This window comes from Streptomyces sp. NPDC025784 (assembly GCF_055558435.1).
The window spans coordinates 148,111-163,269 of the sequence record NZ_JBVHMN010000017.1 but is presented as its reverse complement, the minus strand read 5'-3'; the positions used below and the strand labels follow the sequence as shown (position 1 = coordinate 163,269).

At 72.8% G+C, this 15,159-nt stretch carries 16 protein-coding genes; 12 read left to right on the top strand and 4 right to left on the bottom strand.

Annotated features, from left to right (window positions below; genetic code table 11):
• Nucleotides 1–28: 28 nt before the first annotated feature.
• From ACZ4IF_RS32410 to ACZ4IF_RS32395, 4 genes are all read left to right on the top strand, one after another.
• Nucleotides 29–427 carry a hypothetical protein gene (locus ACZ4IF_RS32410; RefSeq protein ID WP_028803869.1) on the top strand — a complete coding sequence of 133 codons (399 nt, stop codon included), beginning with the start codon at nt 29–31 and terminating at the stop codon, nt 425–427.
• Nucleotides 424–1,242, top strand: a complete 819-nt coding sequence (locus ACZ4IF_RS32405; protein WP_467569270.1) for a transcriptional regulator — start codon at nt 424–426, stop codon at nt 1,240–1,242. The genes ACZ4IF_RS32410 and ACZ4IF_RS32405 overlap by 4 nt, the downstream gene beginning before the upstream one ends.
• Nucleotides 1,243–1,306: 64 nt before the next feature.
• Nucleotides 1,307–1,822 carry a roadblock/LC7 domain-containing protein gene (locus ACZ4IF_RS32400; RefSeq protein ID WP_345658285.1) on the top strand — a complete coding sequence of 172 codons (516 nt, stop codon included), beginning with the start codon at nt 1,307–1,309 and terminating at the stop codon, nt 1,820–1,822.
• A 16-nt stretch (nt 1,823–1,838) separates the two neighbouring features.
• Nucleotides 1,839–2,213 (top strand): roadblock/LC7 domain-containing protein, encoded by a 375-nt coding sequence (locus ACZ4IF_RS32395; RefSeq protein ID WP_095934808.1) that lies wholly within the window; start codon nt 1,839–1,841, stop codon nt 2,211–2,213.
• Nucleotides 2,214–2,278: 65 nt separating this feature from the next.
• On the opposite strand, the gene ACZ4IF_RS32390 is transcribed toward ACZ4IF_RS32395, so the two are convergent.
• The 3 genes from ACZ4IF_RS32390 to ACZ4IF_RS32380 all read right to left on the bottom strand — a co-directional run bounded on the left by ACZ4IF_RS32390 (nt 2,279) and on the right by ACZ4IF_RS32380 (nt 5,434).
• Nucleotides 2,279–2,848 (bottom strand): hypothetical protein, encoded by a 570-nt coding sequence (locus tag ACZ4IF_RS32390; protein WP_467569267.1) that lies wholly within the window; start codon nt 2,846–2,848, stop codon nt 2,279–2,281.
• 97 nt (nt 2,849–2,945) lie between these two features.
• Nucleotides 2,946–3,917 (bottom strand): MurR/RpiR family transcriptional regulator, encoded by a 972-nt coding sequence (locus ACZ4IF_RS32385; RefSeq protein ID WP_467569265.1) that lies wholly within the window; start codon nt 3,915–3,917, stop codon nt 2,946–2,948.
• Nucleotides 3,914–5,434, bottom strand: coding sequence for an aromatic amino acid ammonia-lyase (locus ACZ4IF_RS32380; protein WP_467569262.1), 1,521 nt, complete (start codon nt 5,432–5,434; stop codon nt 3,914–3,916). The genes ACZ4IF_RS32385 and ACZ4IF_RS32380 overlap by 4 nt, the downstream gene beginning before the upstream one ends.
• Before the next feature lie 142 nt (nt 5,435–5,576).
• Between ACZ4IF_RS32380 and ACZ4IF_RS32375 the strand changes: the two genes are divergently transcribed.
• The 7 genes from ACZ4IF_RS32375 to ACZ4IF_RS32345 all read left to right on the top strand — a co-directional run bounded on the left by ACZ4IF_RS32375 (nt 5,577) and on the right by ACZ4IF_RS32345 (nt 11,645).
• Nucleotides 5,577–6,635, top strand: coding sequence for an ABC transporter ATP-binding protein (locus ACZ4IF_RS32375; RefSeq protein ID WP_467569394.1), 1,059 nt, complete (start codon nt 5,577–5,579; stop codon nt 6,633–6,635).
• Complete coding sequence (locus ACZ4IF_RS32370) at nt 6,632–7,273, top strand: ABC transporter permease (protein ID WP_359501270.1); 642 nt, start codon at nt 6,632–6,634, stop codon at nt 7,271–7,273. The genes ACZ4IF_RS32375 and ACZ4IF_RS32370 overlap by 4 nt, the downstream gene beginning before the upstream one ends.
• Entirely contained in the window at nt 7,273–7,935 is a 663-nt protein-coding gene (locus tag ACZ4IF_RS32365) for an ABC transporter permease (RefSeq protein WP_095934813.1), read from the top strand. Before ACZ4IF_RS32370 ends, ACZ4IF_RS32365 begins: the two co-directional genes overlap by 1 nt.
• A gap of 13 nt (nt 7,936–7,948) precedes the next feature.
• Nucleotides 7,949–8,887 (top strand): ABC transporter substrate-binding protein, encoded by a 939-nt coding sequence (locus ACZ4IF_RS32360; protein WP_467569260.1) that lies wholly within the window; start codon nt 7,949–7,951, stop codon nt 8,885–8,887.
• Nucleotides 8,887–10,308 carry a purine-cytosine permease family protein gene (locus ACZ4IF_RS32355; protein ID WP_467569257.1) on the top strand — a complete coding sequence of 474 codons (1,422 nt, stop codon included), beginning with the start codon at nt 8,887–8,889 and terminating at the stop codon, nt 10,306–10,308. Before ACZ4IF_RS32360 ends, ACZ4IF_RS32355 begins: the two co-directional genes overlap by 1 nt.
• A 102-nt stretch (nt 10,309–10,410) precedes the next feature.
• Nucleotides 10,411–11,076, top strand: a complete 666-nt coding sequence (locus ACZ4IF_RS32350) for a carbonic anhydrase (protein ID WP_467569255.1) — start codon at nt 10,411–10,413, stop codon at nt 11,074–11,076.
• Between the two features lie 134 nt (nt 11,077–11,210).
• Nucleotides 11,211–11,645, top strand: coding sequence for a hypothetical protein (locus tag ACZ4IF_RS32345; RefSeq protein ID WP_359496559.1), 435 nt, complete (start codon nt 11,211–11,213; stop codon nt 11,643–11,645).
• Between the two features lie 447 nt (nt 11,646–12,092).
• Here ACZ4IF_RS32345 and ACZ4IF_RS32340 read toward each other — a convergent pair whose 3' ends face one another.
• Entirely contained in the window at nt 12,093–13,487 is a 1,395-nt protein-coding gene (locus ACZ4IF_RS32340) for a cystathionine beta-synthase (RefSeq protein ID WP_028803882.1), read from the bottom strand.
• Between the two features lie 143 nt (nt 13,488–13,630).
• On the opposite strand from ACZ4IF_RS32340, the gene ACZ4IF_RS32335 reads away from it, so the two are divergent.
• Nucleotides 13,631–14,659 (top strand): SGNH/GDSL hydrolase family protein, encoded by a 1,029-nt coding sequence (locus ACZ4IF_RS32335; RefSeq protein ID WP_359496557.1) that lies wholly within the window; start codon nt 13,631–13,633, stop codon nt 14,657–14,659.
• Nucleotides 14,660–15,159: the final 500 nt, after the last annotated feature.

The following is a 15,159-nucleotide window of genomic DNA, read 5'->3' as shown; positions in this document are numbered from 1 at the left end:
CCGAACCCTTGGCGGGAGGGGAGAGACGGTGCCCGGAATCGACGAGTGCCTACTGGAAGCCATGACACTGCCCGGTGCGCGGGGTGCAGCGGTGGTCGACTGGACCAGCGGCCTGGCCCTGGGCACCGTGGGAGACGCGCCGGGCGGTGACCACGAGACGACGGCGGCGGAGGCCGCCGAACTCGCCCGGCTCGCCGCGGAACACAGCGCCTTCGCCCCGTCGGACGGCTCCGACTGGTCGGAGCAGGAGACGCCGGTCGAGGACCTGATCATCAGCAACCGCGACAGCTACCACCTGCTGCGGTTCGTACGGACGACCTTCGACAGCAGCGTGTTCCTGCACCTGTGGCTGGCCCGCTCCGACGGGAATCTCGCGCTGGCCCGGATACGGCTCGGCGAGATGGCCGGACGGCTGGTGCTGGGATGACGACGGTCAGAACACCTCCCCCGCCCCGCCTCCCCGTACGGGACAGGGCGGCGGGCACCAGCGGCAACGGCGGCGTCTCGCCGATGCTCAGCCGCCTCGCCGACGAACGGGCCACCGGCGTCCTCATCCGCGAACGCGGCACCCTCTACCTCGCCGACGGCGAGGTGGTGCACGCCGAGAGTCCCTCCTCCCCAGGACTCGACGTGCTGCTGGCCGCCCGCGGAGTGCTGGACGCCGAGGCGTGGCGGGAGGCCGTCGCGGCGGCGGGCGCCCGCCGCCGGGTCGGCCGGTTCCTCGTCGACCACGGCCGGATCGCCGAGGGTGCGCTGGAGCTGTGCCACCTCGGCGCGCTGTACGACGCGGCGTACTTCGTGCTCGGCCCGAGCAGCTCCCCGACCCGCTTCCGCTACGGGGCCGCGCACTGGCTGGGCCCCGTCCACCCCGTGCCCGTGGCCGCGCTGGAGCGCGAGACGGTGCGCCGCCGAGAACTGCTGCACCGCATCTGGCCCGACCCGGCGACGGACACCGCTCCGCTGCTGCGCTCCGGGCTGCCCGCCGGGCCGTCCGTGCCGCTGCGCCAGGAAGCCGTACTCGGCCGGGTCGACGGCGTACGGACCGCGGCCGACGTCTCCGTCGCGCTCGGGCGGCCGGCCTTCCACACCCTGGTCGACCTGCGCCGGCTGGCCGCCGCCGGGCTGGTGGGGGCCGTGCCCGCACCGCAGCCGCCTCCCCTGCCCGGCGTGCTCACCCAGCCCTCCGCCGATCCCGACGTCGCGCTGCTGCGGCGGCTCCGAGACGCGCTGGAGGCCCTGTGAGTCCCAACCCGGGGGAGGCCTTGTGATCCGCGCGCTACGACAGCGTGCCGAGAGGAGACTGCTGATGGCGGCGGAGCCCGAAGTCCTGGACGAACTCCACCGGTTGAGGGCCCGGGTGCCCCAGCTGACCGGGGCGCTCGCGGCCAGCGCGGACGGTCTCGTCCTCGCTCACGACACCCCCGGTGTGGAGCCGGACGGGCTGGCCGCGCTCACCGCGGCGGCGCTGGGGGTCGCCGCACGGATGACGGACGCGACCGAACAGGGCGACTTCCGCGAGCTGCTGGTCCGCGGCGTGCACGGCTATGTCGCCACGTACGCCGCGGGCACCTCCGCCGTGCTGACGCTGCTGGCCCAGGACCGGGTCAACGTCGGCCGGCTCCACCTGGAGGGGCGCCGTTCCGGGACCCGGATCGGGGAGCTCGTGGACGCCGCCACCGCCCGCGGCGAACCGCTCGGCCCGGCCAGGGCCGCCGGGAAGGCCCCGTCCGGGGCCCCGACCACACGTACCCGCACGGCGCGCGGCCCGGGGAACGCGCGCACCACCACCGCACCCAACACCCCGACCACATCGGAAAGCTGAAAGGAAGCAATCCACCATGGCGAACACCGAAACCACGCTGAAAGAGGCTATGGCGTCCATCGAGGGCGCGACCGGAGCGGCTCTCGTCGACTACACCAGCGGAATGGCGCTGGGCACGATCGGCGGCAGCAAGGGCTTCGACCTCAACGTCGCGGCGGCCGGCAACACGGACGTCGTCCGCGCGAAGATCCGCACCATGGAACACCTCGGGCTCAAGGGCGAGATCGAGGACATCCTGATCACGCTGTCCGACCAGTACCACCTGATCCGGCTGCTCAAGGGGCGGGGCGGGAACGGCCTCTTCCTGTACCTGGTGCTCGACGGCAAACGGGCCAACCTGGCGATGGCCCGGCACCAACTGCGCAGGATCGAAGCCGACCTGGAGGTCTAGGCAGGCGGGAATGGTCCGACAGGGCCCAGCGCCCCGTCACGTCACCGGCACCCGCCATCTCGCGGTCAGCGGCGCCGCGCCCCTCCGGGCGCGGCGTCGCCGGCCGCGACGCCGGTGGCACGGCAGGCCTTGACTGGCTTGCCCGCCGGTGCGCCCGCGCGGCGGCCGAGCCAGTCGACCCGCACCCAGATCAGCGTCTCCCCGGCGCGCTCGCGGCGCCCGAGCCAGCCGGCCTTGAGCCACAGCCCGGTCCCCACGCCCGCCATCAGCATGCCTCCCGCGGCGGGCACCGCGAAGGAGCTGCCGAGCGCGGCCAGGAAGGCCACGACGAGCCACCAGCGGTGGCTCCGGCGCCAGTTGCGCACCGTCACGGCACGGTCCTGGAGCACGTCCTGCTTGCCGGCGCGGGCCGCGGAACGGACCAGGGCCACGTACCGCTTGCGGCGCACGCACGCCGTGACGGCGGCCGCCACGAGGAACAGCGCAGCCCCGGCCGGCACTCCGATCCGGCGGCCGGTCAGTCCGGGGACCAGCATCCCGATCCCGGCCGCGAACACCCCGCACCACCACAGTGGTGCGGCACCGGCCCGCACCACGACGGCCACCCGGGCCAGTCCCTGCCCTCCGCGCGCCACGCTCCGCCTCCTCAGCTCACCGTTCGCTCTGTCGGGCGGGCACGGTAGCCGAGGAAGGTGAGACGAGTCTGAGAGGCGGAGCGGCGTGCCGCGACGGCTACTCGGTGAACAGGCCCCGGGCGGCGGCCCGCGTGTCGAACTCCTCCAACCGCGCCTGCGCGTCGGGCAGGTCGTCGCACATGGCCTCCAGCAGGACGCGCCCCAGCAGCATCGGGGAGCACGCCGTGTCGAAGGCGAGGCCGGTGCCGACGGCGGCGGGCAGCAGGAGGTCCGACACTTTCGCCACCGGCGCGAAGGCGGAGTCCGCGACGGTGACGACGGTCAGCCCGGCCTGCTTCGCGTAGGCCAGCGAGTCGACGACTTCGCGCGGGTGGCGGGGCAGCGCGAAGCACAGCAGAGCCGTGGCGCCGGCCCGCACCGCGGCGTCGATGCGGTCGTGGAGCATGGTGCCGCCCTCGTGCAGCAGCCGTACGTCCGGGTGGACCTTGGCGGCGAAGTACGCGAAGCCGTACGCCTGGGAGGCGGCGGCCCGCAGTCCGAGGACGGGCAGCGGGCGGGAGGCGGCAAGGAGCCGGCCCGCCCTGGCCACCGGACGGGGATCGGCGAGCGCCTCCGCGAGGTGCCTCAGGTTCTCGATCTCGGCCTCGACGGCCTGCTGGTACTCGTTGTACGAGGCGGTGTCCGCGGCCGGTTCCGCGGGGGCGACCTCGCGCAGATGCTTGCGCAGCGCCGGGTAGCCGTCGAAGCCGAGGGCGACCGCGAAGCGGGTCACGGAGGGCTGGCTGACCCCGGCGAGCTCGGCGAGTTCGACGCTGGACAGGAACGGCACGTCGGCGGCGCGCCGCACCATGCTGTGCGCGATGCGCCGCTGGGTCGGTGTGAGGCGGTGCCCCTCGAAGAGGGCCTGCAGCCGTGCGGCGGGGCTGTCGGACACGACGGCGCCCGGGTCGTCCCCCGTGTCCGGGACGGTTCCCGCGTTCCTGCTCACGCCGTCCCCGTCCGCGGCCGTGCCGGTGCCCATGCCCGCGTTCCTGCCCGCGTTCCTGTCCACGCTCTTGCCCGCGCTCATGACGTGCTCCCCCTCCAGATGTCCGTGAACCGGTCCAGCAGCGCGGCCGCCGCCGTCACGTCGTCGGTCAGCGGCCGGTCGGCCTGCTCCGGGTCGAGCACCGACTCGGCCAGCTCCAGCGCTCGGCCCACCGGAAGGTCCGGCTCGGGCCGCAGGTCGCGCTGGCGCAGCGCCCGTACGGCGGCGACCAGTTCACAGCCGACGACGAGACGGTACGCGCCGCACGCCCGCAGTGTCTGGCGCGCGGCGAGCGAGGCGAAGCTCGCCTGCTCCTCGACGCCCCGGGAGAGTACAGCGTGTCCCAGCGAGGCGGGCGCGGAGAAGGCCCGCAGGTCACCGAGCGCGGCACCGGCGGCGTACTCCAGGATCATCACCCCGGAGGAGGCGGGCTCCGGGTCGGCGAGGAAGGGACGCAGACGCGTGTAGGCCGGTTCGTTGAGGGTGGAGAGCCGGGACGTGGACAGCCGCGCCACCTGGGTGACGGCCAGCCTGAAGTGGTCCAGGGCGAGTGCGAGTTGAGCCTGGTAGAAGCCGCCGTGATGGTAGGCGGCCATGTCCTCGGGCGAGATCAGCGGGTTCTCGGCGGCGGCGTTGATCTCCACCGCGAGGACGCCGTCCAGTGCGTCCGCCGCGTCGTGCGCGGGGCCGTGGATCTGCGGCAGGCACCGGAAGCCGTACGGGTCCTGGATGCGGCCGAGCGGAGGGGTGGGCCGGTCCGCAGCGCCTATCAACGCCCGCATCCGCCGGGCCACTTCGGCCGATCCCCGGTGCGGGCGGGCGGCGTGCACGGGCTCCGCGTACGCCTCGTGGGACCCGTCGACGGCCAGCAGCGACAGTGCGGCCACCACCTGGGTGGCCTCGATCAGGGCACGCAGCTCGTGCAGCGCGAGGGCGGACTGGCCGAGGGTGAGCGCGTTGCTGCTGATGAGCGCCAGGGCGTCGTTGTTGTCCAGGGGCTGCGCTTCGGGGGCGCCCGTTCCGCGCCAGGGGTGCTCCCCCGCCAGCGCCAGGCCCACCTGGGCGAGTGCGGCGATGTCACCCGTACCCACCGAGCCGAATTCGTTGACCGCGGGGTACGCGCCGCTCTCCAGCGCTTCACACAGGGCCGTGACGACGGTGGGCCGCAGGCCGGCGCCGCCCGCGAGGAGCTGGTTGGCGCGGACGGCGAGCATGGCGCGGACCTGGCGGGCGGGAAGCTCATCACCGATGGCTCCGGCATGGCTGCGCAGCAGGCGCAGTCCGTGGTCTGCGGCGGCCTCGGTGGGCACGTCCTCGTTCCGGTTCGCGCCGACGCCGGTGGAGCGGCCGTAGACGCGTCCGGTCGCGGCGATCTGCCGGGCGGCGTCCCAGGACTCCTCGACCCGCTTCATCGCATCGGTGGCCGGCACCGGCCGCGCGGTCCCGTCGGCGAGGCGCACGACGTCCTCGACACCGGTGCCGCGCCCGTCCAGGACCACGAGATCGGTCACCGACAGGGGTGTCGCCGTACTCGACGTGTCCACAATCCGAGACGCCATTACGCCCATACTCCCCTCAACCTGGACATTCAATCTTGCCTGGCGGTCATTGGTGGCCGGCGATTAACGCTGGACCGTTGACAACCTATTCAGATACAGAGAACTCTGCATGACGATATACAGACCGGGCAAGGGACACCTCATGATCCAGTTCGACACGGTCCACAAGCGCTTCCCCAATGGCACGACAGCAGTCCACGACCTCTCCCTGGAGATGCCGGAAGGCGGCGTGACCGTACTCGTCGGGTCTTCCGGTTGCGGCAAGACGACCACCCTCCGGATGATCAACCGGATGGTCGAGCCGACCTCCGGGACCATCCGCGTCGGCGGCAAGGACGTCCTGGAGCAGGACGCCGCGGAACTGCGCCGCTCCATCGGCTACGTCATCCAGCAGTCCGGGCTCTTCCCGCACCGCACCGTGCTCGACAACATCGCCACCGTGCCGCTCCTGCTGGGCTGGGGCCGCAGGAAGGCCCGCGCCCGCGCGGCCGAACTGCTGGAGACCGTCGGCCTGAACGCCGACGCCGGCAAGCGGTACCCGCACCAGCTCTCCGGCGGCCAGCAGCAGCGCGTCGGCGTCGCCCGCGCCCTCGCCGCCGACCCGCCGGTCCTCCTCATGGACGAGCCCTTCGGCGCCGTCGACCCGGTCGTGCGCACCCAGCTCCAGGACGAACTGCTGCGCCTGCAGAAGGAGCTGAGCAAGACCATCGTCTTCGTCACCCACGACATCGACGAGGCGGTACGGCTCGGCGACCAGATCGCGGTCTTCCGCACCGGCGGCCACCTGGTGCAGTGCGCGGCGCCCGCGGAGCTGCTCGCCCGCCCGGCGGACGACTTCGTCGCGGACTTCCTCGGCGCGGAGCGCGGTCTGAAGCTCCTCTCGCTGACGACCCTCGCCGACGTCCCGCAGGCCGCGGCCCCGCAGGACGGCCCCTGGACCCTCGTGCTCGACGAGGCGCGCAGGCCGCTGGCCTGGCGCTCCCGGTCCAAGGACGCCGAGGTGCCCCTGCGACCGCTGAAGGACGGCGACTCCCTGCTGTCCGCGCTCAACGAGTCGGTCGCCTCCCCGGCCGGCCTGGTCGCCCGCGTCGACGGTGACGGCCTGCTCACCGGCGTGACCTCCCGCGAGGACATCCACGAGCACGCGGGCCGGGCGCACAGCGCGGCCGGTGCCGCGACCGCCGCGGACGTGGCCGCATGACCGTCGACTGGTCGTGGATAGGCGACCACACCGACGACCTGACCTCGCTCACCGTCTCCCACCTCGAAGCCGCGCTCACCGCCGTGCTCCTCGGCCTGCTGATCTCGCTGCCGCTGGCCGTGCTCGCCCACCGCGTGCGCCCGCTGCGCGGTCTCCTCCTCGGGCTCTCGAACGTGCTGTTCACGATCCCGTCGATCGCGGTCTTCGTCCTGCTGCTGCCGGTCAGCGGGCTCACCCGCACCACCACCGTCATCGGCCTGACGATCTACACCCTGGTCGTCCTCCTGCGGAACACCGTCGAGGGCCTCGACTCGGTCCCGGCGAGGACGAAGGAGGCCGCGAAGGCCATGGGCACCCGCCCGCTGCGGACCCTGCTCACCGTCGAACTCCCGCTGGCCCTGCCGGTGATCATGGCCGGCGTGCGGATCGCCACGGTCATGTCGATCTCGCTGGTCTCCGTCGCGACGTACATCGGCGACGGCGGGCTCGGCCAGCTGTTCACCGACGGCTTCCAGCGCAACTTCCCGACGCCGGTGATCGTCGGCGTCGTCCTGACCCTGCTGCTGGCCCTGGTCGCGGACGCGCTGCTGGTCGCGGTCCAGTACGCACTCACCCCTTGGACGAGGCGGCGCGCCTGATGTACGAACTCTTCGAGAACCTCGGCAGCTGGCTGGTCAGCGGCGACCAGTGGTCCGGCACGGACGGGATCGCCCACCGCCTGGCCGAACACCTCCAGTACTCCCTGCTCGCCACGCTCGTCGCCGCCGCGATCGCGCTCCCCGTCGGCCTGCTGATCGGGCACACCGGCCGCGGCGCCTTCCTCGCGATCAACCTCGCCTCCTTCGGCCGCGCGCTGCCGACGGTCGGCCTGGTCGTCCTCGTCTTCCTGGCGAGCGGTCTGTCGATGTGGCCGGTGTACATCGCGCTCGTCGCGCTCGCCGTCCCGTCGATCGTGACGAACACCTACGCCGGCATGAACGCCGTCGACGCGGACGTGAAGGACGCGGCACGCGGCCAGGGCATGCGCGGCCACCAGGTGCTCCTCCAGGTCGAGCTGCCCCTCGCGCTCCCTCTGATCATGACGGGCCTGCGGCTCGCGCTGATCCAGGTCGTGGCGACGGCCACCATCGCCGCGTACGTCTCCTTCGGCGGCCTCGGCCGCTACGTCTTCGACGGCCTCGCCCAACGCGATCTGGTGCAGGTCCTCGGCGGGGCGGTGCTCGTCGCCGTGGTCGCCGTCGTCCTCGACCTCGCCCTCTCCGCGCTCCAGCGCGTCCTGTTCCGCCACCGTCCCGCCTAGGAGCACCCCAGTCATGAACCGTCGCACCCTCCTCGGCGCGCTCGCCGGCGCGGCCGTCACCGTCCCCGTCCTGACCGCCTGCGGCAGCGGCATCACCTCGCTCGACGGCGGGGGCTCCGCCGGCAGCGGCGGCAGCGGCTCCAGCAAGGGCGGTGTCACCATCGGCACCGCCAACTTCACCGAGAACCAGGTCCTCGGATACCTGTACGCCGCCGTCCTGGAGGCCGCCGGTGTGAAGACGACCGTCCGCCCCAACCTCGGCACCCGCGAGATCCTCATCCCCGCGCTCAAGGGCGGGGACATCGATCTGCTCCCCGAGTACCAGGGCGCCCTGCTCCACTACCTGGCCCCGAAGTCCAGGGCCACCGAGGAGGGCGCGATGCAGAACGCCCTCGCGATGGCGCTCCCGGCCGGCCTCCAGGTCCTCCCGTACGGCATGGCGGAGGACTCGGACGCCTTCGTGGTCACCCGGGAGACAGCACGGAAGTACGGCCTGTCCACGCTCGCCGATCTCGCGAAGCAGAACGGCAGGCTCGTCGTCGGCGCCGCCCCCGAGGTCAAGAAGCGCGAGGTCGGCGTGGTCGGCCTGAAGGACGTGTACGGGGTGGAGTTCAAGGAGTTCAAGTCCCTCGACTCCTCCGGCCCGCTGGTGAAGGGCGCCCTGAAGAAGGGCGACGTCGACGTGGCGAACCTCTTCACCACCGACACCGACATCCAGGCCAACGACTGGGTGGTGCTGTCCGACCCCAAGAACCTCATCCCCGGCCAGCACATCGTGCCGCTCGTCGCCGACCGCAAGGCCGACTCCACGGTCCGCAAGGCGCTCGCCGAGCTCGGCAACGTGCTCACCACCGCCCAGCTCACCGAGCTCAACCGCCAGGTGGACAAGGACAAGAAGGACCCCGAGGACGTGGCGAACACGTACGCCCGGCAGCACGGGCTGGCCAAGTGATGGCGGGCGGCATCGTGGAGCTGCGCTCCATCGACGTGGTCCCCGACGAGGAACGCCACGGCACGGCGTTCTCCCAGTTCACCCTCTGGCTCGGCGCCAACCTCCAGATCACCGCCGTCGTCACCGGCGCACTCGCCGTCGTCTTCGGCGGCGACGTGGTCTGGTCGATCGTCGGCCTGCTGCTCGGCAATCTGCTGGGCGGCGCGGTGATGGCGCTGCACTCGGCGCAGGGCCCGAAGCTGGGCCTGCCGCAGATGATCCAGTCCCGGGCGCAGTTCGGGGTGCGCGGCGCGGTGATCCCCCTCCTCCTCGTCGTCCTGATGTACGTCGGCTTCTTCGCCAGCGGCAGCGTCCTGGCCGGTCAGGCCGTCGGCGAACTCACGCACACCGACGACACCACCGGCATCGTCGTCTTCGCCGTGGTCACGGCCGCGACGGCGGCGGTCGGCTACAAGGTCATCCACGCGCTCGGCCGGGTCGCGAGCGTGATCTGCGCCCTCGCGTTCGTGTACCTCGGGATCAGGCTGCTGGACCGGGTGGACGTCGGGGCCCTGTTCGGGGACGCCCGCTTCGACCTCCCCGTGTTCCTGCTGGCGATGTCCCTGTCGGCGTCCTGGCAGCTGGCCTTCGGCCCCTACGTCGCCGACTACTCGCGCTATCTGCCCCGTACGACGTCGGCGCGCGCCACCTTCTGGTGGACCCTCGCAGGCTCGGCCCTCGGCTCCCAGTGGTCCATGACCTTCGGAGTCCTGGTCGCGGCCACGGCGGGCGAGAAGTTCCTGGCGAGCCAGGTCGGTTACGTCGTCGCGCTCGGCGGCACCGGACTCGTCGCGTCCTTCTTCTACTTCGTGATCGCGCTCGGCAAGCTGACCATCAACGTGCTCAACACCTACGGCGGCTTCATGTCGATGGTGACGAGCGTCAGCGGTTTCCGCGGCCAGCGGGTGCTGTCGCGGGCCGGCCGGGCGGCGTACATCGGCCTGATCATGGTGGCCGGCACGGCGGTCGCGCTGCTCGGCAAGGACAGCTTCCTGTCCTCCTTCAAGGACTTCCTGCTGTTCCTGCTGACCTTCTTCACCCCGTGGTCGGCGATCAACCTGGTCGACTACTACCTGATCTCCAAGGAGCGGTACGACATCCCCGCCCTGTCGGACCCGAACGGCCGCTACGGAGCGTGGCGCTGGGACGCGCTCGGGGTGTACGCGGCAGGACTGCTCGCCCAGCTGCCGTTCCTCGCGACGAGCTTCTTCACGGGCCCGTTCGTGGCGCCGCTGGGCGGTGCGGACATCTCCTGGATCGTGGGGCTCGCGGTACCGGCGCTCCTGTACTGGCTGGTCGCGCGGCGCAACACGGCGCACCTCCCGGAGCCGACGGCGCACGAACCGGCCCCCGTTCCCCGACCGGCGCACCGGGAACGATGAGTCCGCCTCCGAATCACCGGATGCGGTGAAACGGGCAGCCGAGGAGGCGGATGCGCGGCTACGGTGAGTGAGCGTCACCAGCACTCCTCCTGAGGGAGCGTCATGCCCTCGAACCGCAGGGTCTTTCTCGCGGCGGCCGGCGCCGCGCTCACCGCGGCAGCGGCGGCGGCCCCGGCCGCCGCCGCACCGCATCCCCACCCGGCGTCCGCCCGCGCGGCCCTCGCCGAACTCCTCGCGGGCAACCGGCGGTACGCCGCCGGCACGCCCCGCCATCCGCACCAGGGCCGCGACCGGAGGCAGCTGCTGGCCGCCGGGCAGCAGCCCTTCGCGGTGGTCGTCGGCTGCATCGACTCGCGCGTCCCGCCCGAACTCGTCTTCGACCAGGGGCTCGGGGACCTGCTCTGCATACGCACGGCGGCACAGGTGCTGGACGAGGCGGGGCTCGCGTCCGTCCAGTACGGCGTGGCCGAACTCGGGATCCCGCTGGTGCTGGTCCTCGGGCACGAGCGGTGCGGGGCGATCGCGGCGGCCCTCGCACACCTGCGCGACGGGACGCCCGTGCCGGGACACCTGCGGGTGCTCGTGGACGAGATCCTGCCCGCGGCACGGCGGACCCGGCCGGTCCCCGGGGACTGGGCCGACCACACCGTGCGGGCGCACACCTCATGGGTCCGGGACGCGATCAGGGCCGACCCGGCCTTCGACACGGCCGAGGTGACCGCCGCCCGCTTCGACCTCGACAGCGGGCGGGTTCACCTGCTGCCCTGACCGGAACCCGACGCCCGCCGCCCCGAGGCCGCGGGCGTCCGGGCCCGCTGCCGCGCGTACGGGGGTGCGGCACAGCCCGAACAGGGGGGCTAACCCCAGTGCCACGGCGGCCCCGGCTCCCTACCGTGAGTGGTATGACCGGTAGGGAAGCCCGCGGCGACGCCGAATTGAAGAAGGAACTCGACGCCACTCTGCACGCGCGCAGGGAACTAGGTGACGAGTACGAGTCCGCGCTGGTCGACTCGTTCCTGGAGAAGGTCGAGCAGCGCCTCGACGGGGCGGTCGACCGCCGGGTGCGGCGCCAGCTCGCCGAACAGCAGATGGTGGTGGCCCGCGGCTCGCGCTCACCGCAGTCGACCGACTCCTGGGGCGAGCGCTTCGGGTTCGGGATCGTCTCGCTCGTCCTCGCGATCCCGCTGTCCGCGATCGGCGGCGGCGTCGCGCACCTGCCCGGCCTGCTCGTCGCCTGGGGCGGCATCGTCGGGGTCAACGTGGTCCAGGCCGCGCGCCTGTCCCCCCACTTCTTCGGCCGCCGCAAGGACCGGCCGGAGTCCGACTGGGAGGAGTGAGCGCACGGCGCGAGGGCCCGGCGGCAGGCGTCACGGACGACACGCGAGGGCCCGGCACCTGTGAGAGGTGCCGGGCCCCCGTGACGTGTTGCGCGGGGACCGCCGCACCCCCGTCACCGGGGGGCGGGACGACGGCGGTCCCCGCGAGGGACGCGGGCCGGGTCAGGACCGGGCTTGCGCGTCCGTGGCGTCCATGGAGGTCCGGGAGCCGCTCCGGAGGTCCTTGGCGCCGTTTCGGTGCCGGCCCGGGCGGGGAGCCGCTCCCGCCCTGCCGACATCCACCAATGTGCCGGACGCGTGTTAAGCGGGTGCTGCGCGGACGTGACACGCTCGTACCACTTCCGCGAAGTCCCGGCCGGCGCCGCCGGAGGATCCGTCACCCGACGGACACCTCGTGCGCCGGTCGGCTGCCGCCCGCCCTCACCGGACGTAAGGCGGCGCGGCGCGTCACTGCTTGGCGCCGCCCTTGGCGAGGAAGGACAGCAGGTCCTGGCGGCTGACCACGCCGGTCGGCTTGCCCTCGACGAGCACGATCGCCGCGTCGGCGGAGCCGAGCACCGACATCAGGTCGCCGACCGGCTCACCGGAGCCGACCTGCGGCAGCGGCGCCGACATGTGCTTCTCCAGCGGGTCCTGGAGGGAGGCGCGCTGGGTGAAGAGCGCGTCGAGCAGCTCGCGCTCGACGACCGAACCGACGACCTCGGCGGCCATCACGTCCGGGTGGCCGGCGCCCGGCTTGACGATCGGCATCTGCGAGACGCCGTACTCGCGCAGCACCTCGATGGCCTCGCCGACGGTCTCGTCCGGGTGCATGTGGACGAGGGAGGGGATGGAGCCGCCGGCCTTGTCGTTCAGCACGTCACCGACGCGCGCGCTCGGGCCGGAGTCGTCGAGGAAGCCGTAGTCGGCCATCCACTCGTCGTTGAAGATCTTGCTGAGGTAGCCGCGGCCGCTGTCGGGCAGCAGCACCACGACGACGTCGTCGGGCCCGAGACGTTCGGCGACCCGCAGCGCGGCGACCACGGCCATCCCGCAGGAGCCGCCGACCAGCAGACCCTCCTCCTTGGCGAGCCGGCGCGTCATCTGGAAGGAGTCCTTGTCGGACACGGCGACGATCTCGTCGGCGACGGTCCGGTCGTACGCCGTCGGCCAGAAGTCCTCGCCGACACCCTCGACGAGGTACGGGCGCCCGGAGCCGCCGGAGTACACGGAACCCTCCGGGTCGGCGCCGATGACCTGGACCTTGCCGTCACTGGCGTCCTTCAGGTAGCGGCCGGTGCCGGAGATGGTGCCTCCGGTGCCGACGCCCGCCACGAAGTGGGTGATCCTGCCCTCCGTCTGCTCCCACAGCTCGGGGCCGGTGGAGTGATAGTGCGAGAGCGGGTTGTTCGGGTTGGAGTACTGGTCCGGCTTCCAGGCGCCGGGCGTCTCGCGCACGAGCCGGTCGGAGACGTTGTAGTACGAGTCGGGGTGCTCCGGGTCCACGGCGGTCGGGCAGACGACCACCTCGGCCCCGTAGGCGCGCAGCACGTTGATCTTGTCGGTGCTCACCTTGTCGGGGCACACGAAGATGCACTTGTACCCCTTCTGCTGAGCGACGATCGCCAGACCGACGCCGGTGTTGCCGCTGGTCGGCTCGACGATGGTGCCGCCCGGCTTGAGGGCGCCGCTCTCCTCCGCGGCCTCGATCATCCGCAGGGCGATGCGGTCCTTCACGGACCCGCCGGGGTTGAAGTACTCGACCTTCGCGAGGACGGTCGCCTGGATGCCCGCGGTCACGCTGTTGAGCCTCACCAGCGGGGTGTTGCCGACGAGGCTGATCATCGAGTCGTGGAATTGCACCGTTGTCTCCGGAGCTGCGTTCTAAAAGGGATGGTCCCGTCAGCCTAAGGCCCTGGGGGACCGTTCACGCGCCGTTGAGATTGGCTGACCCTCTGCACGGGGCAAGCAGTGTTTGTACGGCTACGAGGAGGTGGCGGCCAAGGATGTCGAGCTTGTCGAGGGCGAGGGTGGCGCGACGCATCGCGGCGGGCGCGGCGTACGGCGGTGGTGGGATCGGCCTGGTGGGCGCGGCCGCCGTCGGCCTGGTGCTGGCCGAGGTACAGCTGGCGAAGCGCCAGGTGGGCAACGGGAACGCGCCGTACGCGCCGCGCGCCGACGGCCTGTACGGATACGACTACGCCGGCGCCGCCCCCGGCGAGGCCCCGCTCCGTCTGACGATGCTCGGCGACTCCACGGCCGCGGGCCAGGGCGTGCACCGCGCCCGGCAGACACCGGGCGCGCTGCTGGCCTCCGGGCTCGCCGCGGTGGCCGAGCGGCCGGTGGAACTGTGCAACGTGGCGCTGCCCGGTGCCCAGTCCGACGACCTGGACCGCCAGGTGGTGCTCGCCCTCGCCGATCCCGCCCGGGTGCCCGACGTCTGCGTGATCATGATCGGCGCCAACGACGTGACGCACCGGATGCCGCCGACCCGGTCGGTGCGCCACCTGTCCTCGGCGGTGCGGCGGCTGCGCACCGCGGGTGCGGAGGTCATCGTCGGCACCTGCCCCGACCTGGGCACCGTCGAGCAGGTCCAGCAGCCGCTGCGCTGGCTGGCCCGGCGGGCGTCGCGCCAGCTCGCCGCCGCGCAGACCATCGGCACGGTCGAGCAGGGCGGCCGGACGGTGTCGCTGGGCGACCTGCTGGGCCCCGAGTTCGAGGCGAATCCGCGGGAGCTGTTCGGGCCCGACAACTACCACCCGTCCGCGGAGGGGTACGCGACGGCCGCGATGGCGGTGCTGCCCACGGTGTGCGCCGCGCTCGGCCTGTGGCCGGCCGACGAGGAGCGGCCGGACGCCTCGCGGCACGAGGGGTTCCTGCCGGTGGCCCGGGCGGCGGCGGAGGCCGTGTCCGAGCCCGGCACGGAGGTCACTGCCGCCATGCCCACGGGGCCGCGGGGGCCCTGGGCACTTCTCAAGCGTCGTCGCCGCCGGAGGCTCCCCGCCACGGACCCGGCACCGGCGCCGTCCCCGTAGCCCCCGGGGCCCACCGCCCCTGCGGTGCCGCAGCCCAGCCGGGTCCTGTTGCCGGAGCCAGGGCAGGCTCCTGTGCCTCGGCCCTGGCGGTGGGCTCGGCCGCGCCTGGGCATCGGCCTGGACGGCCTCGTCCTCGAACGCCGGACGGGCTGAGGTCTCCCGCCCTCGGCCGGAACTCGCCGGCTCGGCTTCAGCGCCTCCGGCGTCTGAGGAGCGGGGTCCGGGGCGGAGCACCGAACTTCAGCGCCTCCGGCGTCTGAGGAGCGGGGTCCGGGGCGGAGCCCCAGGTGTGGGACGGGCAGGGGCGGAGGGGGCGGGAAACAGGTCCGGGGTCCAGGCTGGAGAAGGAACCCCCACCTCAGACCCCCCGGCCCCCTCAAGGCGCCCCCGCCAGAGAAAAGCAAGCGCTTAGAAAAGTGCGGCCCGAGTCACACCCCCACACCCGTGACCTCGCCCATACGTACGGGTAACTTCCCAACCAGCCCTGCCCGAAGGTTCAT